19 protein-coding genes and 1 riboswitch are annotated in these 20,184 nt (G+C 55.1%); of the genes, 6 read left to right on the top strand and 13 right to left on the bottom strand.

Features of this window, described 5'->3' with window-relative positions:
- Positions 1-18 precede the first annotated feature (18 nt).
- Complete coding sequence (gene uspB, locus B9P82_RS12565; protein WP_003023371.1) at positions 19-354, top strand: universal stress protein UspB; 336 nt, start codon at positions 19-21, stop codon at positions 352-354.
- Between the two features lie 64 nt (positions 355-418).
- Here uspB and pitA read toward each other — a convergent pair whose 3' ends face one another.
- The gene (pitA, locus tag B9P82_RS12560) at positions 419-1,918 is read right to left on the bottom strand and encodes an inorganic phosphate transporter PitA (protein ID WP_016154875.1); all 1,500 of its coding nucleotides are present in this window, start codon (positions 1,916-1,918) and stop codon (positions 419-421) included.
- 229 nt (positions 1,919-2,147) lie between these two features.
- Here pitA and B9P82_RS12555 point away from each other — a divergent pair, with 229 nt between their 5' ends.
- Positions 2,148-3,341, top strand: a complete 1,194-nt coding sequence (locus B9P82_RS12555) for a BaiN/RdsA family NAD(P)/FAD-dependent oxidoreductase (protein ID WP_046274493.1) — start codon at positions 2,148-2,150, stop codon at positions 3,339-3,341.
- A 38-nt stretch (positions 3,342-3,379) separates the two neighbouring features.
- Here B9P82_RS12555 and B9P82_RS12550 read toward each other — a convergent pair whose 3' ends face one another.
- Positions 3,380-4,393 carry a magnesium transporter gene (locus B9P82_RS12550; RefSeq protein ID WP_101700416.1) on the bottom strand — a complete coding sequence of 338 codons (1,014 nt, stop codon included), beginning with the start codon at positions 4,391-4,393 and terminating at the stop codon, positions 3,380-3,382.
- A gap of 55 nt (positions 4,394-4,448) precedes the next feature.
- Positions 4,449-4,632, bottom strand: a riboswitch (M-box (ykoK) riboswitch).
- Positions 4,633-5,043: 411 nt separating this feature from the next.
- On the opposite strand from B9P82_RS12550, the gene B9P82_RS12545 reads away from it, so the two are divergent.
- From B9P82_RS12545 to B9P82_RS12535, 3 genes are read left to right on the top strand one after another with little or no spacing between them, the layout of a single operon-like run.
- Positions 5,044-6,111 carry an HlyD family secretion protein gene (locus tag B9P82_RS12545; RefSeq protein ID WP_101700415.1) on the top strand — a complete coding sequence of 356 codons (1,068 nt, stop codon included), beginning with the start codon at positions 5,044-5,046 and terminating at the stop codon, positions 6,109-6,111.
- A complete protein-coding gene (gene rbbA / locus B9P82_RS12540) occupies positions 6,108-8,855 on the top strand; it encodes a ribosome-associated ATPase/putative transporter RbbA (RefSeq protein WP_101700414.1) in 2,748 nt (915 codons plus the stop codon). Before B9P82_RS12545 ends, rbbA begins: the two co-directional genes overlap by 4 nt.
- Positions 8,855-9,979, top strand: a complete 1,125-nt coding sequence (locus tag B9P82_RS12535; protein ID WP_019078107.1) for an ABC transporter permease — start codon at positions 8,855-8,857, stop codon at positions 9,977-9,979. The genes rbbA and B9P82_RS12535 overlap by 1 nt, the downstream gene beginning before the upstream one ends.
- Positions 9,980-10,058: 79 nt before the next feature.
- Here the strand turns inward: B9P82_RS12535 and nikR are convergent, their stop codons facing one another.
- Together nikR and B9P82_RS12520 are read right to left on the bottom strand one after the other, a co-directional pair.
- Positions 10,059-10,460, bottom strand: coding sequence for a nickel-responsive transcriptional regulator NikR (nikR, locus tag B9P82_RS12530; protein ID WP_005121550.1), 402 nt, complete (start codon positions 10,458-10,460; stop codon positions 10,059-10,061).
- 91 nt (positions 10,461-10,551) lie between these two features.
- Positions 10,552-11,412 (bottom strand): LysR family transcriptional regulator, encoded by an 861-nt coding sequence (locus tag B9P82_RS12520; RefSeq protein WP_101700413.1) that lies wholly within the window; start codon positions 11,410-11,412, stop codon positions 10,552-10,554.
- Positions 11,413-11,511: 99 nt separating this feature from the next.
- Between B9P82_RS12520 and B9P82_RS12515 the strand changes: the two genes are divergently transcribed.
- Positions 11,512-12,018 carry a phenolic acid decarboxylase gene (locus B9P82_RS12515; RefSeq protein WP_101700412.1) on the top strand — a complete coding sequence of 169 codons (507 nt, stop codon included), beginning with the start codon at positions 11,512-11,514 and terminating at the stop codon, positions 12,016-12,018.
- On the opposite strand, the gene acpT is transcribed toward B9P82_RS12515, so the two are convergent.
- Genes acpT through B9P82_RS12470 form a run of 9 tightly spaced genes read right to left on the bottom strand, consistent with a single transcriptional unit; the run spans position 12,010 to position 20,182 of the window.
- A complete protein-coding gene (gene acpT, locus B9P82_RS12510) occupies positions 12,010-12,600 on the bottom strand; it encodes a 4'-phosphopantetheinyl transferase AcpT (RefSeq protein ID WP_046274499.1) in 591 nt (196 codons plus the stop codon). The two genes, B9P82_RS12515 and acpT, sit on opposite strands and share 9 nt — an antisense overlap.
- Position 12,601: 1 nt before the next feature.
- Entirely contained in the window at positions 12,602-13,831 is a 1,230-nt protein-coding gene (locus B9P82_RS12505; RefSeq protein ID WP_016157680.1) for a beta-ketoacyl-ACP synthase, read from the bottom strand.
- On the bottom strand, positions 13,828-14,559 hold the full coding sequence (locus tag B9P82_RS12500; protein WP_101700411.1) for a 3-ketoacyl-ACP reductase FabG2: 732 nt from the start codon (positions 14,557-14,559) through the stop codon (positions 13,828-13,830). The genes B9P82_RS12505 and B9P82_RS12500 overlap by 4 nt, the downstream gene beginning before the upstream one ends.
- Complete coding sequence (locus B9P82_RS12495; RefSeq protein WP_101700410.1) at positions 14,556-15,032, bottom strand: hotdog family protein; 477 nt, start codon at positions 15,030-15,032, stop codon at positions 14,556-14,558. The genes B9P82_RS12500 and B9P82_RS12495 overlap by 4 nt, the downstream gene beginning before the upstream one ends.
- The gene (locus tag B9P82_RS12490; RefSeq protein WP_101700409.1) at positions 15,029-16,198 is read right to left on the bottom strand and encodes a beta-ketoacyl-[acyl-carrier-protein] synthase family protein; all 1,170 of its coding nucleotides are present in this window, start codon (positions 16,196-16,198) and stop codon (positions 15,029-15,031) included. Before B9P82_RS12490 ends, B9P82_RS12495 begins: the two co-directional genes overlap by 4 nt.
- A gap of 1 nt (position 16,199) precedes the next feature.
- Positions 16,200-16,874 (bottom strand): DUF3261 domain-containing protein, encoded by a 675-nt coding sequence (locus B9P82_RS12485; RefSeq protein WP_077249789.1) that lies wholly within the window; start codon positions 16,872-16,874, stop codon positions 16,200-16,202.
- A complete protein-coding gene (locus B9P82_RS12480; protein ID WP_101700408.1) occupies positions 16,871-19,189 on the bottom strand; it encodes an MMPL family transporter in 2,319 nt (772 codons plus the stop codon). The genes B9P82_RS12485 and B9P82_RS12480 overlap by 4 nt, the downstream gene beginning before the upstream one ends.
- Positions 19,158-19,763, bottom strand: a complete 606-nt coding sequence (locus B9P82_RS12475) for a LolA family protein (RefSeq protein WP_019078114.1) — start codon at positions 19,761-19,763, stop codon at positions 19,158-19,160. Before B9P82_RS12475 ends, B9P82_RS12480 begins: the two co-directional genes overlap by 32 nt.
- The gene (locus tag B9P82_RS12470) at positions 19,760-20,182 is read right to left on the bottom strand and encodes an acyl-CoA thioesterase (protein WP_101700407.1); all 423 of its coding nucleotides are present in this window, start codon (positions 20,180-20,182) and stop codon (positions 19,760-19,762) included. Before B9P82_RS12470 ends, B9P82_RS12475 begins: the two co-directional genes overlap by 4 nt.
- Positions 20,183-20,184: the final 2 nt, after the last annotated feature.

Here is a 20,184-nt window from a genome sequence, read left to right as displayed (position 1 = left end):
GGTCGCCGGGGAGGGGGTATGATAAGCACCATTGCATTGTTCTGGGCTTTATGTGTCGTTTGCATTGTTAATATGGCGCGCTATTTTTCTTCGCTACGCGCACTGCTAGTAGTACTTCGTGGTTGCGATCCATTGCTTTACCAGTATGTAGATGGAGGGGGCTTTTTTACCTCGCATGGGCAACCGAACAAGCAGATGCGTCTGGTGTGGTATATCTACGCTCAGCGTTACCGCGATCATCATGATGATGAATTTATTCGCCGCTGTGAGCGGGTTCGCGGTCAGTTCATTCTCACCAGCGCGCTATGCGGTCTGGTGCTAATCAGCATGGTTGCGCTGATTATCTGGCACTGATTCCAATGACAGATACAAAAAAAGCGGGCCAGTTTCCTGATCCGCTTTTTTACCGCGCATTCTCTTAGATAAGCTTCAGGGAGAGCCAGTACAGCCCGCCGGAAAGAAGAATTGCTGCTGGCAGGGTGAAGACCCAGGCCATCAGAATGCTGGTCACCGTTTTACGCTGCAAACCGCCGCCATCAACAACCATCGTTCCCGCAACGGAAGAGGAGAGAACGTGTGTGGTGGAAACGGGCATACCGGTGTAGCTGGCAAGACCGATAGAGACTGCGGCGGTCATCTGCGCCGACATCCCCTGGGCATAGGTCATGCCTTTCTTACCGATTTTCTCACCGATAGTGGTTGCCACGCGACGCCAGCCAATCATCGTACCAATACCCAGCGCCAGTGCGACGGCCATAATGATCCAGATAGGCGCGTACTCAATGGTGCTCAGCATGTCAGATTTCAGTTTCTTCAGCAGACGCTGATCGTCAGCGCTTACGCCAGGCAGCTTAACCACTTTATCGGTGGTATCAGAGATGCACAGCATAATACGGCGCAACTGACCACGCTGTTCGACGCTTAACTTGTCGTAGGTTTCCAGATTCGCCAGCATACCTTTCGCACGTTCCAGCGCGTTGATGGTATTCGCCGGGTGGCAATGGAACTCGGTCGGCGTCGCTGGTGCCGCATCCGTCGGGGACGGAATCAGCTGGTCTACGCCTGTGGCCTGTTTAAGCAGGTCAGGGCGCTGCTGGAAGAAGACTTCGACGTTATTGATTGCATCGCGGGTACGGGTAATTTCGTAACCGGAAGCATTCATATTCACCACGAAACCTGCTGGCGCTACGCCAATCAGCACTAGCATCACCAGACCAATGCCTTTCTGACCATCGTTCGCGCCGTGGGAGAACGCCACGCCGATAGCGGAGAGGATCAGTGCAATACGCGTCCAGAACGGCGGCTTTTTCTTTCCGTCTTTCTTTTCACGTTCTGCCGGCGTCAGGTGGATACGGGCACGTTTTTTCGTACCGCTCCAGTAGCGACGCAGAATGAAAATAAGACCACCTGCAACTACCAGACCGACAATAGGTGAGATGATAAGCGAGGCAAAAATACCGATAACTTTCGGGATGTTAAGTGCATCCACCACCGAGGTGCCGTTCATCAGCGCATTGGTTAAACCAATACCGATAATGGCGCCAATCAGCGTGTGGGAGCTGGATGCAGGCAGACCAAAGTACCAGGTACCCAGGTTCCAGATAATTGCCGCCAGCAACATGGAGAACACCATGGCGAGGCCATGTGACGATCCCATATTAAGCAGCAGATCCGTTGGTAACATATGCACGATGGCATACGCCACGCTGAGACCACCCAGCAAAACACCAAAGAAGTTGAACACCGCAGCCATGACCACCGCCAATTGCGAACGCATTGCACGGGTATAGATCACAGTTGCGACAGCATTGGCTGTATCATGGAAGCCATTAATTGCTTCGTAGAACAGCACGAAAGCCAGAGCAAGCAATAGTAAAAGCCCGGTATGTAAATCCAGGCCAGCAAACAAATGTAGCATAGGACGTTACGCCATTTTGAGGACATGAACGCGGCGCATTATCAGTGACTTTGGCGGCGCGGGCAAAGTGAAATATAGAGTTTTTTTGATTTGTCTCCTGCTTTGTTTTACACCACTAAAGAATTATCCTATATATTTCAGATAAATACCCTTTATCGGTAGTTTGGTGCTGGTGCGACCACTGAGGAATCTTTACAATTCACTCCCGCTTTTTAGAGAGGATCGCAACGTGGAAAGGTTTGATACCGTTATTATAGGCGCTGGCGCAGCGGGTATGTTTTGTGCCGCGCAGGCAGGACAAGCAGGTAGTCGCGTACTGCTAATTGATAATGGTAAAAAGCCCGGGCGCAAGATTCTCATGTCTGGCGGGGGCCGCTGCAACTTTACCAACCTTTATGTCGAGCCGGCTGCGTATTTGAGCCAAAACCCGCATTTTTGCAAATCGGCGCTGGCGCGTTATACACAGTGGGATTTTATCGATCTGGTGGGTAAGCACGGTATTGCCTGGCATGAAAAAACGCTAGGCCAGCTTTTCTGCGATGATTCTGCCCAGCAAATTGTCGATATGCTGGTGGATGAGTGTGAAAAAGGTAACGTAACTATGCGGTTACGTAGCGAAATCCTGAGCGTTGAGCGAGATGGTGACGATTTTATCCTGGAATTGAATGGGATGAGTGTCGGCACGAAAAAGCTGGTTATTGCCTCCGGTGGTCTCTCTATGCCGGGTCTGGGCGCGACGCCGTTTGGTTATAAAATTGCGGAACAGTTCGGCCTGAACGTTTTGCCTACGCGCGCAGGTCTGGTGCCTTTCACCTTACATAAGCCGCTACTGGAGCAGCTTCAGGTGCTCTCTGGCGTATCCGTTTCTTCCGTTATCACCGCCGAGGACGGCACCGTATTTCGTGAAAACCTGCTCTTTACGCACCGCGGGCTTTCTGGTCCGGCCGTGCTGCAAATTTCCAGTTTTTGGCAGCCAGGTGAATTTGTCAGCATTAATTTGTTGCCGGATGTTGACCTCGCGAGCTTCCTCGATGACCAACGTAGCGCACATCCTAATCAAAGCTTAAAGAACACCCTGGCAATGCAGTTGCCAAAGCGTCTGGTGGAATGTTTACAGCAGTTAGGGCAAATCCCGGATGTCTCGCTGAAGCAGCTTAATGTACGCGATCAGCAAACGCTGGTTGAGACGCTGACCGAGTGGCGGGTGCAGCCGAACGGTACGGAAGGGTATCGTACCGCTGAAGTCACGTTGGGCGGCGTCGATACCAACGAGCTGTCATCGCGCACGATGGAAGCGCGCAAAGTGCCGGGACTCTACTTTATCGGCGAAGTCATGGACGTCACCGGCTGGCTGGGCGGCTATAACTTCCAGTGGGCGTGGTCGAGCGCCTGGGCATGCGCGCAGGATTTGACACCTGCCTGACCGTGGTGCCCGACAACCTGGGCTGCCGGGCATTATCATTAGTTCAGACCAAGAAAATACTGGGCGATTTTAAAGTAGATAATCAACCCGGTACCGTCGATAAGCGTGGCGATAAACGGGGCCGAAACCACGGCGGGATCAATGCCGATACGCTTGAGCACCATGGGGATCACTGATGACACCACGGCGCTCCACAGCGTAATGCAAACCAGCGTCAGGCTGACGATTAGCGTGATTTCCACTCCGATACCCATCATCCACGCGCGCAAGCAGCCTGCCAGACCCAGCGTCAGGGCAATCAGCAGCGAAGTTGAAACTTCTTTGCGGATCACCCGACCCATATCGCGCAGCCGCACTTCTCCCAGCGCCATTGAACGTACCAGCGTTGAGGTGATCTGCGTACCGCTGTTGCCGCCAGTACCAATTAATAGTGGAATAAAAAAGGCCAGTGCAATAGCAGATTCCAGCGCCTCTTCAAAATGTTGAAGAACGCTGCTGGTATAGGCCTCTGCGACAAAAAGTAGCAGGAGCCAGACAGAACGTTTTTTCCACAATGTCCACGGGCTAATCTCCAGGTAGGGTTTTTCCAGCGGCAACGTTGCCCCCTGAAGCTGAACATCTTCGGTAACATCATCTTCCTGTAGATGAGCGATCTCTTTTTCCATCAGACAACCGACCAGCTCACCTTTCTCAACGACAGCCACCAGATCGAGTTCGCGTTCGGCTAACTCGGCAACGACCAGTGCCCGTTCATCATCAGGCTTTACATGAAACAAACAACTGTCCGTAAGATGGTTGATGTTCAGCGATGTATCTTTTTCCTGCAATAAGCGCTTGATGGATAACACCCCGCGCAGCGCTTTTCCAGCCACAACAAAGATCTGGCCTGGAATATCATCCGTTGTGAGCTGGGAGACAAAGTATTCACGAGCGCCGTTCACGCTGAGATGATCCGGCAGGGTAATAAAATCGGTGCGCATATATTGCGCGATAGCATCGCCATTGAAATCCGGCATAGGATGATGGGCGGCGCAGAGTGGCATAGATGACATGGTGTAATTCCCTATAAAAATCTCTCATAGGGGCGAACAAGACAGGGTTAGCGCAGGCGGATCCCTACGTCCTGGTTTTAGCACTGAACAACGTATCTGTCCGATGGTGAAATCGTCAGAAGTTACCTTGGCAACACCTTGATTCGATGGATGCCTGTATTTCCCTGAGTGGCCTCTCTCGATACCAGCAGGGCGGTAACTTGTATTTGTACAGGAGCCTCGCCATAACGAGATCGGTAAATGAGCCACTATTATAGCGATGTCTAATTATTGATTATGTTTATAGTTGTGAGTGTTTATCAATCGTTGATATACGAAATATTCCCTGTGCCAGAGCGCGATAGGGCTGAAGTGGAAACTACAACCGAATAGACATATTGAATCCAGGTGTTAGTATTCAATAGATAGCAGTTATGAGTATGCGTGTTTCATTTCCGGCCAGGAACGCTGATGATGACAACATTACTACCCGATTTCACAGCATTTTCGTCATTCACTTCCTGCGCGGCGCAGGTTGCCTTAACGCCTGTCCGCTCTCTGGCCATGGTTTCTTATTCCTTCTCATCCCGGATGGAATCTCCCGCTGAATAGCTATTCAGTGGGCTTTGTGACACGCATCGTTTGATAACAGGGATTACGGCGGGTCGAATATGGATAAGTTTAAGCGTCATGTGATGTGGTGGGGGACGGGCACCCTGGTCGTGGTGGCTGCGATAGCATGGTGGATGCTCCGTCCTGCCGGAATACCGGAGGGGTTCGCAGCCAGCAACGGCAGAATTGAAGCCACCGAAGTGGATATTGCTACCAAGATTGCCGGGCGAATTGACACGATCCTTGTGTCGGAAGGGCAGTTCGTTCGTCAGGGCGAGGTGTTGGCGAAAATGGATACTCGCGTGCTGCAGGAGCAGCGGCTGGAAGCGATCGCGCAAATCAAAGAGGCCGAAAGCGCGGTGGCGGCGGCGCGAGCGCTGCTGGAACAGCGGCAAAGTGAAATGCGCGCCGCGCAGTCGGTAGTAAAACAGCGCGAGGCGGAGCTGCAGTCGGTTTCTAAACGCCACGTGCGTTCCCGTTCGCTATCCCAGCGTGGGGCCGTGTCTGAGCAACAACTGGATGACGATCGGGCCGCGGCAGAAAGCGCACGCGCCGCGCTGGAATCCGCAAAGGCGCAGGTCTCAGCGGCAAAAGCCGCAATTGAAGCCGCTCGCACCAGCATCATTCAGGCGCAAACCCGCGTAGAAGCTGCGCAGGCCACCGAACGTCGTATTGCGGCTGATATTGATGACAGCGAGCTGAAAGCCCCGCGCGATGGTCGCGTGCAGTACCGCGTTGCTGAGCCGGGTGAGGTGCTTTCTGCGGGCGGGCGCGTCCTGAATATGGTCGATCTCAGCGATGTCTACATGACGTTCTTCTTGCCTACCGAACAGGCTGGCTTACTGAAGATTGGCGGCGAAGCGCGCCTGGTGCTGGATGCCGCACCGGATCTGCGTGTTCCGGCGACCATCAGCTTTGTGGCAAGCGTCGCGCAGTTCACACCGAAAACGGTCGAAACCAGCGATGAGCGGCTGAAGCTGATGTTCCGCGTTAAAGCGCGTATCCCGCCAGAGCTGTTGCAGCAGCATCTCGAGTACGTGAAAACCGGTCTGCCGGGCATGGCGTGGGTGCGTATCGATGAAAATCGAGCCTGGCCTGACGACCTGATGGTGAGGTTGCCGCAATGACGCATCTGGCGCTGGTTCCCGTTCCTCCCGTGGCGCACCTTGACGGCGTGAGTCAGCATTACGGGAAAACGGTAGCGCTGAACAATATCACGCTGGATATCCCCGCCCGCTGTATGGTGGGGCTGATTGGCCCGGATGGCGTCGGAAAATCAAGCCTGCTGTCGCTCATCTCCGGCGCGCGAGTCATTGAACACGGTAACGTGATGGTGCTGGGCGGCGATATGCGCGACCCGAAACATCGCCGGGATGTCTGCCCACGCATTGCCTGGATGCCGCAGGGGTTGGGGAAAAACCTGTACCACACGCTGTCGGTGTATGAGAACGTCGATTTCTTTGCCCGGCTGTTTGGCCATGACAAAGCGGAGCGCGAAGCGCGGATTGCCGAGCTGCTGAACAGCACCGGACTGGCGCCGTTTCGCGATCGTCCGGCCGGGAAACTCTCGGGTGGGATGAAGCAAAAGCTGGGGTTGTGCTGCGCGTTGATCCATGACCCGGAACTGTTAATTCTCGATGAACCTACCACCGGGGTCGACCCGCTGTCCCGCGCCCAGTTCTGGGATCTGATTAACAGCATTCGCCAACGGCAGACCAACATGAGCGTGCTGGTTGCGACCGCCTACATGGAAGAAGCCGAGCGCTTTGACTGGCTGGTGGCGATGAACGCTGGGGAGGTGCTGGCCACCGGGAGCGCGCAGCAGCTACGCGAAAAAACCAACTCCGACACGCTGGAGCAGGCGTTTATCGCGCTGTTACCCGAAGCCCAGCGTCAGGCGCATAAGCCAGTGGTGATCCCGCCGTATCACGCTGAGCAGGAAGAGATTGCCATCGAGGCGAAAGATCTGACCATGCGCTTCGGCAAGTTCGTGGCCGTTGACCACGTTAACTTTCGTATTCCGCGCGGGGAAATCTTCGGTTTTCTCGGCTCCAACGGCTGCGGTAAATCCACTACCATGAAAATGCTCACCGGGCTTCTACCCGCAAGTGAAGGTGAGGCGTGGCTGTTTGGGCAAGCGGTTGACCCGAAGAATATCGATACCCGTCGCCGGGTAGGCTATATGTCGCAGGCGTTTTCGCTCTACAGCGAGCTGACCGTACGGCAAAACCTCGAGCTACACGCGCGGTTGTTCCATATCCCCGAAGCAGAAATCCCGGGGCGGGTACAAGAGATGAGTGAGCGCTTTTCGCTGACCGATGTCGAAGATGCGTTGCCCGGCGCGCTGCCGTTGGGGATCCGTCAACGCCTGTCGCTGGCGGTGGCGGTGATCCATCGCCCGGAGATGCTCATTCTCGATGAACCAACCTCCGGGGTCGATCCGGTGGCGAGAGACATGTTCTGGCAACTGATGGTCGATCTGTCGCGTCAGGATAAAGTGACCATTTTTATCTCCACCCATTTTATGAACGAAGCGGAGCGCTGCGACCGCATGTCGCTGATGCACGCCGGAAAAGTCCTGGCCAGCGGCACGCCGCAGGAACTGGTGAAACAGCGTGGTGCCGCCAGTCTGGAAGAGGCGTTTATCTCGTGGTTACAGGAAGCGGCTGGTCCGGCGCCGGAGGCTCAGTTACCGCCAGCCAATGTCCCGGCAGTGCATGAAAACAGTCAGCCGCCGCACCAGGGATTTAGCCTGCGGCGCTTGTTCAGCTACAGCCGCCGCGAAGCGCTGGAGCTGCGACGTGACCCGGTACGTTCAACGCTGGCGCTGATGGGCACGGTGATCCTGATGTTGATCATGGGCTACGGCATCAGCATGGATGTGGAAAACCTGCGTTTTTCGGTGCTCGATCGTGACCAGACAGTCAGCAGCCAGGCGTGGACGCTGAATCTGGCGGGATCGCGCTATTTTATCGAGCAGCCGCCGCTCACCAGTTATGACGAGCTGGACAAACGGATGCGCTCGGGCGAAGTCGCGGTAGCCATAGAGATCCCGCCAAATTTTGGCCGCGATATCGCGCGTGGAACGCCGGTGAAGATTGGCGTCTGGGTCGATGGCGCAATGCCGAGCCGTGCGGAAACGGTCAGAGGCTACGTGCAGGCGATGCACCAGACCTGGCTGCAGGATGTGATGGCGCGTCAGCCAAATACCAGCGGGCAAAACGGACTGATGACCATTGAAACTCGCTATCGTTACAACCCGGATGTGAAAAGCCTGCCAGCGATTGTTCCGGCGGTGATCCCGCTGCTGTTGATGATGATCCCCTCCATGCTCAGCGCTCTGAGCGTGGTGCGTGAGAAAGAGCTGGGGTCGATTATCAATCTGTACGTGACGCCCACTACCCGCAGCGAGTTTTTACTCGGCAAACAGTTGCCTTACATCGTGCTGGGCATGCTGAACTTCCTGCTGCTGTGCGCGCTGTCGGTGTTTGTATTCGGCGTCCCGCATAAGGGGAGTTTTGTGACCCTGACGCTGGCCGCGCTGCTGTACGTCACCATTGCCACCGGGCTGGGATTGTTAATTTCCACGTTTATGAAAAGTCAGATCGCCGCCATTTTTGGTACGGCGATTATTACGCTGATCCCGGCGACGCAGTTTTCCGGGATGATCGACCCGGTCGCCTCGCTGGAAGGGCCGGGACGGTGGATTGGCGAAATTTACCCGACCAGCCATTTTCTGACCATCGCGCGCGGGACGTTCTCTAAAGCGCTGGATCTGACCGATCTCTGGCCGCTGTTTATTCCACTGGCGGTAGCCATTCCAGTGGTCATTGGTCTGAGCGTATTGCTGCTGAAAAAACAGGAGGGGTGATGCGCCGATTACGGAATATTTATAACCTCGGCATCAAAGAGTTACGCAGCCTGCTGGGTGACAAAGCGATGCTGACGCTGATCGTCTTCGCCTTCACGGTCTCGGTTTACTCTTCCGCGACCGTTCTGCCAGGGTCGCTGCACCTGGCGCCGATTGCCATTGCCGATATGGACCAGTCGCAGTTGTCGAATCGCATTGTGAACAGTTTTTATCGTCCGTGGTTTTTACCACCGGAGATGATTACCGCCGATGAGATGGATGCCGGGCTGGATGCCGGGCGCTATACCTTCGCTGTGAACATTCCGCCTGATTTTCAGCGCGATGTACTGGCCGGGCGGCAGCCGGATATTCAGGTTAACGTCGATGCCACGCGGATGAGCCAGGCCTTTACCGGCAACAGCTATATCCAGAATATCATCAGTGGCGAGGTGAACAGCTTTGTGTCGCGTTACCGCGATAACAGCGAGCTGCCGGTGGCGCTGGAAATGCGTATGCGCTTTAACCCTAATCTGGAACCCGCCCGCTTTGGCGCGGTGATGGCGATCATCAACAACATCACCATGCTGGCGATTGTGCTTACCGGGTCGGCGCTGATTCGCGAGCGTGAACACGGGACCATTGAGCACCTGCTGGTGATGCCGGTGACGCCGTTTGAAATCATGATGGCAAAAATCTGGTCGATGGGGCTGGTGGTGCTGGTGGTTTCCGGTCTGTCGCTGATGCTGATGGTAAAAGGTGTGCTTGGCGTACCGATTGAAGGCTCGATACCGCTGTTTATGCTGGGAGTGGCGCTGAGCCTGTTCGCCACCACGTCAATCGGCATTTTTATGGGCACGCTGGCGCGCTCCATGCCACAACTGGGGTTGCTGATGATTCTGGTACTGCTGCCGTTACAGATGCTCTCCGGCGGCTCTACACCGCGTGAAAGCATGCCGCAGGCGGTGCAGGACATTATGCTGACGATGCCGACTACCCATTTTGTTAGCCTTGCGCAGGCGATTCTTTACCGCGGCGCAGGGTTTAACATTGTCTGGCCGCAGTTCCTGACGCTGCTGGCGATTGGCAGTACGTTCTTCCTGATAGCGCTGCTGCGTTTCAGAAAGACGATTGGCACGATGGCGTAAATACTATTGCCGGGTGGCGGCTGCGCCTTACCTGGCCTACAAACGGGAATGAATGTAGGCCGGGCAACAAAACAAGCAATTACTCTTCTTTCGGCAGGCACTGCAGATGACCGTGGCGCACGCCGCGCTGGGAAATCACGTCATCGGCAAAATGCTGCACATCACCCATGTCACCTTTTAGCACAGCGATTTCCAGACAGTCGTCATGGTTGATGTGCACGTGCAGCGTGGCGACTGATAAATCGTGGTGGTGATGTTGGGTGGAAACAATACGGCTCGCCAGGTCACGCTTCTCATGCTCATAAACATACGAGAGCACTGCGAATCCCTGAGTGCCGTGCTCCTGGGTAGTTTCCTGCGCCAGTGCGCCGCGCAGAATATCGCGGATCGCTTCGGAACGGTTGTTATAGCCACGGCGCTGGCTCAGGCTGTCGAGCGTTTCCAGTAAATCGTCATCGAGGGTAATGGTGACTCGTTGCATCTGCAATTAACCTTTCATGTGGCGCGTGGGCGCACAGGGAGTAAGGGGAATAGCGTATTTTGTAACACACGTCCGGCATCCGGGGAAAAGGTTAATGCTCTCGCAATAAACGCAGCAGGGTTGTTACCTGTTCATCCAGCGGCGCGAGCGTGTCTTTGACGATCAGATGCAGCGGGGTGGCACGGCGAGCGCCATGGCTTAACGGCAGCGGTCGTAATAGCCCCTGCTCAAGCTGCTGCTGAATTCGCTCCTCAGGCAACCAGCCATAACCGACCTGATACATCACCGCCTCAATCGCGGCATCAATGGTCGAGAAGGTCCAGGCATCGCGCACCGCTTGCTGAGGGTTGTCGCGATCGGCAATGCGAATCAGCGGCCACGCGCGTAACGCGTCTTCATCCAGCGGCGCATCCAACATGCAGAGCGGGTGATCGCGGTGGGCAACGGCCACGAAGTCAATATTCATCAGCCATTCGCCGCGTCCGGTGATATCCTGGCGTCGGGTCAGGACCATCACGTCCGCATCGGCATGCGCCGCCAGTCGATCGTCACCATTCTCCAGTACTTCGGTCAAACGTACCTGCGTCTGCGGCCACGCCTGCTGAAACTGCTTGAGGATCGCGAACAGGCGTTTGCGTGGGAAGATGCTATCTACCATGAAATCCAGCCGCGTTCGCGTGCCGTTTTGCAACGTTGCTGCCCGGGTTTCCACCCATAAAAAGGCCTTCAGTAACGGTTTGACCTGGCCCAGCAGTAGCTCTCCCGCAGGGGTTAATACCGCCCTGCGACCTTCCGGCGTCAGCAGCGTCACGCCAAGCCGCTCCTGCAGTAGCGCCAGATTGTAACTCACCGAAGACTGGCTACGGTTGGTCTCTTCCGCAGCTTTAGCAAAGCTGCCCAGCTCCACGACTTTCTCCAGTAAGGCCCATTGCTCCAGCGTTGTCTTGTGCATAACTCATCTAAAAATTGAATGAATATGATGTAAACATAGCGTTATTCATCCAATTTTTGAAGCGGTAAGATCCTCGCATCAAGTAAGAGGAGAACGAATATGAGCACTTTTGATAAACATGATTTGAGCGGCTTTGTCGGCAAACATCTGGTCTATACCTACGATAATGGCTGGAATTACGAGATCTACGTGAAAAACGACACCACTCTGGATTACCGTATTCACAGCGGCATTGTGGGGAATCGTTGGGTGAAAGATCAGCGGGCGTACATTGTGCGGGTTGGCGAGAGTGTTTATAAAATTTCATGGACCGAACCGACCGGGACCGACGTCAGCCTGAGCGTGAATCTGGGCGACAAACTCTTTCACGGCACCATCTTTTTCCCACGCTGGGTGATTAACCATCCGCAAAAAACGGTCTGTTTCCAGAATGACCATATTCCGCTGATGATGTCATATCGCGATGCGGGTCCGGCATATCCAACTGAGGTGATTGACGAGTTTGCGACCATCACCTTCGTGCGTGACTGTGGGGCGAATAATGACAGCGTTATTGCCTGTGCGGCCAATGAATTGCCGGAAAACTTCCCGGAAAATTTACGCTAAGGCTTCCAGACGCTGCACGGCGTCGGCGGTCAGAGTAAACGGCGTGGGCGTACACACCGCCAGGCTCAGGGTATCGAGCTGGCACTGGCTGACTGAGAGTGAGGAGGTTAGCGCGGTGCTGTCGACACTGACAATTTGCCAGGCGCTGCCGCCACGCTGTTTCACGATAGCTTCTTTACGCGTCCAGATGCGCCAGAACGCCGCCAGCTGTTGCTCCGGGCGTTCGGCCTCAACTTCGGCATGTTCCCTGAGACTGAACACCGTATTTGCCAGCGTCTGCCAGTTATCGCGCGGGCGAACGACTTCAATATCACAGCCGACTTCCCCTTCGTCGCTGAGCAGCAGGGCAATATCATCACCGCTGTGGCTGAGATTGAACCACAGCGGTGTGTCGGCGGAAAAGGCCGGTTTTCCTTGCTCGCTGTAGACGATGTCCGGTAATGGCGAAAGAGTATGGGAAAGCAGCACGCGACCTGCCAGCCAGCGCGCACGACGAGCGCCTTGCGGGGCCTGCTCACGCAATGCGGCAGGCAGTGTGCCAGCGCTTAAAACAGAAACTTTCCCAAGAACGATCCGGTACATATCAGGGCCAACGTTTAATGATGATAGAAGTATTTATGCCGCCAAACGCAAAGTTATTGCTCTGCAAAAATTCGCAATCAATCTTGCGGGCTTTACCCATAATGTAATCCAGCGCTCCACAATTAGCATCTGGCTGACTCAAATTTAGCGTAGGCGCAAACCAGCCTTCTCGCATCATTTGCAGACTCATCCAGGCCTCTAGTGCGCCACAAGCGCCAAGGGTATGTCCAAAATAGCTTTTAAGCGAGGATAGCGGCACATTATCACCATAAATTGCAGCGGTTGCCTGACTTTCTGCAATATCACCGCGATCGGTTGCGGTACCGTGCGCTGAAATATATCCGATATCGCGGGCGCTAATACCGGCCATATTCAGCGATTTTTCCATGCAAATCTGCATTGTTTCGCGCTGTGGCTGGGTGATATGGGCAGCATCGCAGTTAGTGGCAAAGCTAACGATTTCACCATAAATCGTTGCTCCGCGCGCTTTAGCGTGTTCCAGCTCTTCCAGCACCAGCGTACCTGCGCCTTCTCCGATGACCAGACCATCGCGTTTTTCATCGAACGGGGAGGGGGTGGTTTTCGGCTCGTCGTTGCGCTGGCTGGTAGCGAACAGTGTATCAAACACGGCAGCTTCGGAAGGACACAGTTCTTCTGCACCGCCGGCGACCATCACTGTTTGATAACCGTGCCGAATGGCTTCCCATGCGTAACCAATTGCCTGGCTACCGGATGTGCAGGCGCTGGATGTCGGAATGACTCGCCCCCGAAGACCAAAAAATAATCCAGTGTTAACGGCAGTGGTGTGCGGCATCATTTGCACGTAGGTCGTGCCGGTGATGTTATTAGTATGCTTCTCGGTCAGCATGGTCGCGAACTCGCTCACTGGACCGGTACTACCGGTTGATGAACCATAAGCGATCCCGGTTTCACCGTTAGTCAGTACCCGATCGCCAATCAGCCCGGCCTGCTCAAGCGCCAGCTCTGTTGCGCGGGTGGACATCAGCGATACGCGACCCATGGCGCGAATTCGCTTGCGGGTATAGTGTTCCGGTAGAGTGAAGTCGTCGATCGGCGCTCCCAGCAGTGTGTGCAGCCCGTCATAAACCTGCCACTCCGGCATTTTGCGTACCGCATTTTCATATGCCAATAACCTGGCGGAGACAGCCTGCCAGTTTTCCCCAAAGGCGGTGACGCCGCCCATGCCTGTAATCACGACACGACGTGTCATAACATCCCTCCATTGATGGAAATCACCTGGCGAGTTACATAGCCCGCCACATCCGACATTAAATAACTGGCAAGCCCGGCCACTTCTTCAGCCTGACCTATCCGTTTCATGGGGATCATCGACATCGCCTCTTTCAATGCGGCTTCTTCCATCTCGATCATCCCGGTATCAATGAGTCCCGGTGCAATGCAGTTTACGGTAATTTTGCGTTTTGCCAGTTCGATGGCCAGCGCTTTAGTGGCACCAATAATTCCGGCTTTTGCCGCACTGTAATTGACCTGACCGCGGTTGCCCATCACGCCCGAAACCGAAGACAGTGTGATGATACGGCCCCCCTTGCGTGCGCTGATCATCGGCATAATGCACGGATGAATGACGTTGTAAAAGCTGTCGAGGTTGGTATGGATCACCGCATCCCAGTCGTTATCACTGAGCGCAGGGAAAGCGGCATCACGAGTGACCCCAGCGTTGCTAACAATGCCGTACCATGCGCCGTTTGCCTCAATATCTTGCGACAGTATTTCACGGCACTGCTCGCGATTGGCAACATCAAATGTCAACAGGCGCCCTGCGCCGCCAGCGGCGAGGATAGAATCCAGCGTTTCTTGTGCTCCTTGCATATCGCGATGATAGTGTACGCCGACCACAAAACCGTCCGCGGCCAGTTGTCTGGCGATGGCGCGACCGATACCTTTGCTGGCACCCGTAACTAAAACTGAACGGCTCATGTGGACGCTCCTTGTTGAAATAGCGTGTTAATTTCTTCTGATGTCGGCTGGAAGGTGTTGACGCGACCGGTTGCCAACGTCTCGTTGTCTGCCTGGATGGCACATTCAAAGCTACCGAATCGTGCATCCTGCATCAGCAATTTGACATGGATGCTCAGCTTCTTCCCGGCAGGCAGAACACCTGTGGCACAGACTAATTCACGTGAGCCCAGCACCATGCCTAACGTAATACTCGCCTGACCTTGTTGCTGGCGGTGCCAGCCAGACCAGACGCCAATGGTCTGCGCCATCAGTTCCAGTGCGAACCAGCCAGGTAGATTGCCATCGGGGTCGAGGAAAGGGGCCAGTACGCTGTTTGCTGATACCGTCACGTGGCAGATGGCGGTTTCGTCCGCCACACTGACGACCTCTTCAAGGAGCAGCATCGGCGCATCATGCGGCAAATAGTCGCCCGGTGATAAATAGTGGCTCATGAGATTCTCCCGAGCAGGATGCTGGCATTATTACCGCCGAAGGCAAACGAATTAGACAAGATAACCGGGCGAGTCAGCGGCTGTGGCTGTTCAATGATGCCGCAGGCTGGCAATGTTTCATCGCGTGGTGACTGGCTAAAATCCTGCGGTGGTAGCGGCAGGTCGCGTTGCAGAATCAACACACCGATAGCTGCTTCGGTGATCCCCGCGGCGCCCAGTGTGTGCCCGGTCAGGTGTTTGGTTGAACTGCACGGGACCGTTTCGCCAAATAGCGCGCTCACGACGTTGGACTCAATCTGATCGTTTAGCGGTGTGGCGGTACCGTGCAGATTGATATAGCCCACGTGTTCCGGCGTCATTCCTGCGTCGTTAAGTGCCTGGTCGATGGCGCGAATGGCACCTTCCCCCTGTGGATGGGGAGCCGAAATATGGTACGCGTCGCTGGATTCGCCGACGCCAAGGAGCGCGATAGGCTGTGGCTCGCGGGTTAATACCATCAAGGCGGCGCCTTCGCCAATGGTGATCCCACAACGGTCGCGGCCAAACGGCTGACACAGCGTTGGGGAGAGTGATTCCAGACTGTGGAATCCGTTGATTGGCATTCGGCTTAGCGTATCCGCACCGCCGACAATGGCGATATCGACCAGACCAGATTCGATCAAACGACGTCCGCTCATAATAGCCCTTGCACTGGACGAGCAGGCGGTTGAGAGCGTAAAGGCCGGGCCATCCAGCGCCAGCCAGTGGCTAAGAAAACGCGACGGATCGCCCAGTTCCTGTTGCGGATAGCGCCAGTCAGTGCTCTCTTTGCCGTTGAGCATCAAATCAACGTGAACGTCACCCTCATCCAGGCCGGAGGTGCTGGTGCCGAGAACAACAGCAATACGATCGCGACCAAATCGGGCGATAGCGTCGTCCACCTGCGGCTGGATTTGCATCAGTGCTGCCAGCAATAGCTGGTTGTTGCGCGAACGATGAGCGCTAAAGTGCTGAGGAATAGCGGGTAACTCACCGTCAACGCCTGCTAACACGGCGGATGGGTGTCCTTGCAGCCAACCCGTGCGCGGGCGCATTCCCGGCGCTATGCCACGAGTGAGGTTGGCTGCGATTTCATCAGTGTTATTGCCCAACGCGTTAATCATGCCAACGGCAGAAATGTAGATCATCTCAGTCACCCAGATATTGAATGGTGATGTGGTATTTAAAAACGTGCTGCTCAATGCTGATCGGTTCGCGTTTTCCTCTTCGATTCAGATACGTGATTTCCGTGACCACTTTGCCGCGTGCATTGCGCAGCTCACGCTTATCACCCGTATCGACGAGCGTCCAGCCTGTGGGTAATTGCGGTTGCCAGGTGCTAATCGGCCAATGGCTAAGCATCACGTCAGCCAGCACCTGGCTGGCTGGCGGCAATTGTGGAACGATGATCGATTGCTCGGTGTGCAGTCCTTTTTCATCGTAAGTCACGAGGAACAGGCGAATGCCGACTGATGACAGCCCGGCAAGTGTGATTTTCTTGTCATCAGCATTGAGCATGACCAACAGTGACTGAGTTTTGCCGTTAAAACTACCGGTTAGTAGTTGTTGCGAATTCACCGCGGGAGAAATCCCCGGAGCAGGTAGCGTTACACGAATACCCGGCTCTAACCAGGCTTGCGGGCGGCCTTTCTGTTCCGGCTGTGAGTGGCTGCAACCTGCCAGCAGCAACGTGGCGACGAGCAGGCCCCGTCGGATGGCGCTGCGCTTATCCGGTCTACAAATGGTGTGCTGACGTAGATCGGATAAGGCAATGCCGCCATTCTGCAAAAGCCCACTCAACCAACGAAATATCGGTTTACTCATCGTTTTTTCTTCTCTCTTTTCGTTGGCATCGCCAGCGGTGACAGCAAAAATGCGGTGAAAATACCGCTTACTAGCACAATGCCAAAACTGCTGATTGCCTGAGTGGCACTAAAGACCAGCATGCCGAGCGTCAGGAGCGTGGTCATCATCGCCAGCGTGATAGCCAGCAGCGACGTCAGTGGCGTACCGCGTGGATTACTGAAAAACAGCGTGTAGTTAATGCCAATTCCCAGTACCAGCACCAGTGCCAGCAGCGAGAACAAGTTGAGCGCATGACCGCTCAGGGCCAGTACTGCCAGACCACAACCTAAAGACAGCACTGAGGGCACCAGGCTAATTAAGCCCTTACGCCAGCCAAGCCGAATGATGGCGCCACAGGCAATCACCGCCAGCGCAATGCACAGCAGGCCGGTCAGAATATGGCGATAAAGGGCAAACAGGTTGTCAAAGCTGCTCTTGCGATCCACCCACGCCACGCCGGAATATTTCACGCTGAGCGTATTTAAAGCATCACTTTGTTTCACCCCTTCAACGGGAACCAATACGCTGCTTTCGCCATCAGCCAGAGACAGCCATAGCAAGCGCCAGCCTTCACTGGCTGGGCTGGCAAGCCAGGCATCGACGGTTACAGGCATGGCGCTAAGATCGGGGTTCACCGTTGCCAGCCCGGCGTTGTTTAGGGCTTTCGTGATGGCGGGAGAAGCATCTTTTAGCAGAGAGAGATCCTGGTGTTGCCGGGCGAGTGAATTGAGCGGAATAGTGCGATATCCGCTGAGTAATCCGTCTTTTTTTGCCTGTTCCAGCGCGGGGGTAAAGGTTTCCAGCCGCTCCAGCGTTTGCTGAGCGGATTTGCCGTACACCACAAACCACTTCTGGTCGACGCTTTGCCCGGTCAGGGCGGTAATCGCTTTTTCCTGAGCGAGAATTTCCTGCGGCAACGCCTGTAACTGGGAGATATCATCATCTACGCGCAGCGTCGCTATTCCTGCCAGCGAGAACAACGCCAGTGCCAGCGGCAGGCCAACGGAGAGTTTTTTATTGCGTCGCCATGCAGCAAGCCAGCGTAGCATGAGTACCATTGCCGGCACCGGGCGTACCGGCAACCGACGACACAACCACGGGTGCCAGAAAATGACCGTCAGGCAGGAGGCGCTCAGACCTACCGCCGCGAATACCGCCATCTGGCGAATACCGGGGAAGGGGGCCAGCATCATAATCAGATAAGCCGCTACGGTGGTGAGTAGCGCCAGGAGCAGGGCATTGCGCACTTTGGCAAGGCTTTGCCATGGCGATGTTTCCGCACCGTGCACCATTCGTTCGGTCAAATAGTAGAGCGTATAGTCGGCGGAAATACCGATGATGCTCATGCTCATCACCAGCGTCATCAGATGGAGCTCGCCAAAAATCAGCAGCGTGACGACGGTCCCCGCCAGCGCGCCAATGCCAATCGAAATCAGGCACAGCAGCAGCGGACGCAGCGAACGAAATACAGCCACGATGAGCAGGATCACCCCGAGCACAGTGGCTATGCCGAGAGTAGAGATATCTTTTTTCGCCTGCTGGCTGGCGTAATCGCTATAGAACAGCGTCCCGCGAGACAGCAGTTGAGCCTGTGGATAGTGGGCTTTGAGCTCACCTTCCAGCGTATTCAACGTGGTGACCAATTGGTGCGTCTGTTGCATATCAAACGATGAACCGGTCAGTTCGCCATGTAACAGATACCAATAGTTGCCTTGCTCATCCTGGGTGACCAGCCAGCCGTCCATCAGGCGCAGACGCTGCCCAGTTTTGACCATGGCCAGCTGCGAGCCACGCATCAGCATGAAGGGATCGTTTTGTAGCTCTTTGCCACTGACGCCGGAGAATGCGGAGTAAAGTTGGGACAGGATCCACTGGCCCTGCGCTTCGCCGCCGTTTTGCAGCCGGGCGCGGGTCTCGTTATCTATCAGGCCGTTACGATGTTGCCAGAAGAATGCCCCCCAGGCCTGCTGGCTGTCGGCATCCATTGGACCTTTTACCTGGGCTAGCGCGTGCGATTTTTGCAGTAAAGCCAGCCAGTCCCGGGCTATCGCTGGGTCCGGTTGCTTACCGGGACTCACCAGCCAGACCACCTGACGGTCAAGGCGCTGCATAAATCCCTCGTTCAGACCCGGAGGTATAGCGCCCAGCGTCTGCTTTGGCAACATGGCCAGCACGCTGCTGTTAAGGCGGGCCTGAGGTAGCAGCGTCAGAAAGATGCCCAGCAGAAGCAGGCTGATGACTCCCCATAACAACGCGGGACGTTTACTGGGCGGCAAAGCGTTGGCGTTCGTCATCGGTCAGTTGCGCTGGCGTTAGTTGGTGTTGGGAAAGCGCGATATCGGTGCGATCGCCCTGTTTATCATTGAGCTGAATGCTCTCCAGGTAGGTCTTTCCTGCTAAATCAATCGTCGCAAAAATCTTATCCAGCGGTGTGGTGATTGGCGTCAGGCGTAGCGTCCAGCGACCTTCTCCTAAGTCTGCGAACTCCACGCGGAAGTTTTGTTCCAGCACTTTACGATCCGCCTGGAATAACGCCCGCAGCAGATGATTAAACTGGAACATTTGCGGGTTATTCTCAGCGGTAACGGTCTGCGGTGGTTGACCGTTAATTGCCTGAACCATCCGTTTGTCATCCAGCAGCAGCTGCATCGGGAACGGGGACGTTTGATCCCACAGCAACCCCTTGTCGCGGGCGATCAACATCTTGCCCTGAGATCGCAGCGGTTGTGGTAGATCCTTTATCGTCCGGGTTTGATCGAAGTGGGCGCGAACCACCGGTTGCTCGGTAAAACGTTGTTGTAGGGAGTCGAGCGTCAGGGCACTGACGAAAGGGCTGACGAGCAGCACGAGCAATGGCCATAATTTCATGGTGTCACTCCCATCCGTTCAAACAGAATATCCGGGCTGACAAAGCACAGTTCACGGCTTTTTTCGTCGACGGCGACCTGGATGGTGTAGCCTGTTGTAGCACGTTTACCTGTTTCGGCATCAAAAATTTCGTAGCCGATTCGCAGGCGATTTTCGTACTCTTTAATTTGGGCGCGTACACGGATATGCTGCTCGAAAGTCAGCGCATTGCGATACTTCACCCGAGTGTCGACCACGGGCCACAGATAGCCAGATTCTTTCATCTGCCGATAGCCATAATCGAATTGGTTCAGCAGTGCCTCACGGGCAATCTCGAAGTAACGGAAGTAGTTACCATGCCACGCTACGCCCATCATATCGACGTCGTGAAACGGAATAGTTAGCTCGACTTCAGCCGTAAAACGGGGATCGTTAAGCACCC

Source organism: Citrobacter sp. L55 (genome assembly GCF_002850715.1).
GTDB classification, from domain to species: Bacteria; Pseudomonadota; Gammaproteobacteria; order Enterobacterales; family Enterobacteriaceae; genus Citrobacter; species Citrobacter braakii.
Note: the sequence above shows the minus strand (reverse complement) of the source record. Positions and strands in the feature narration are given on the sequence as shown.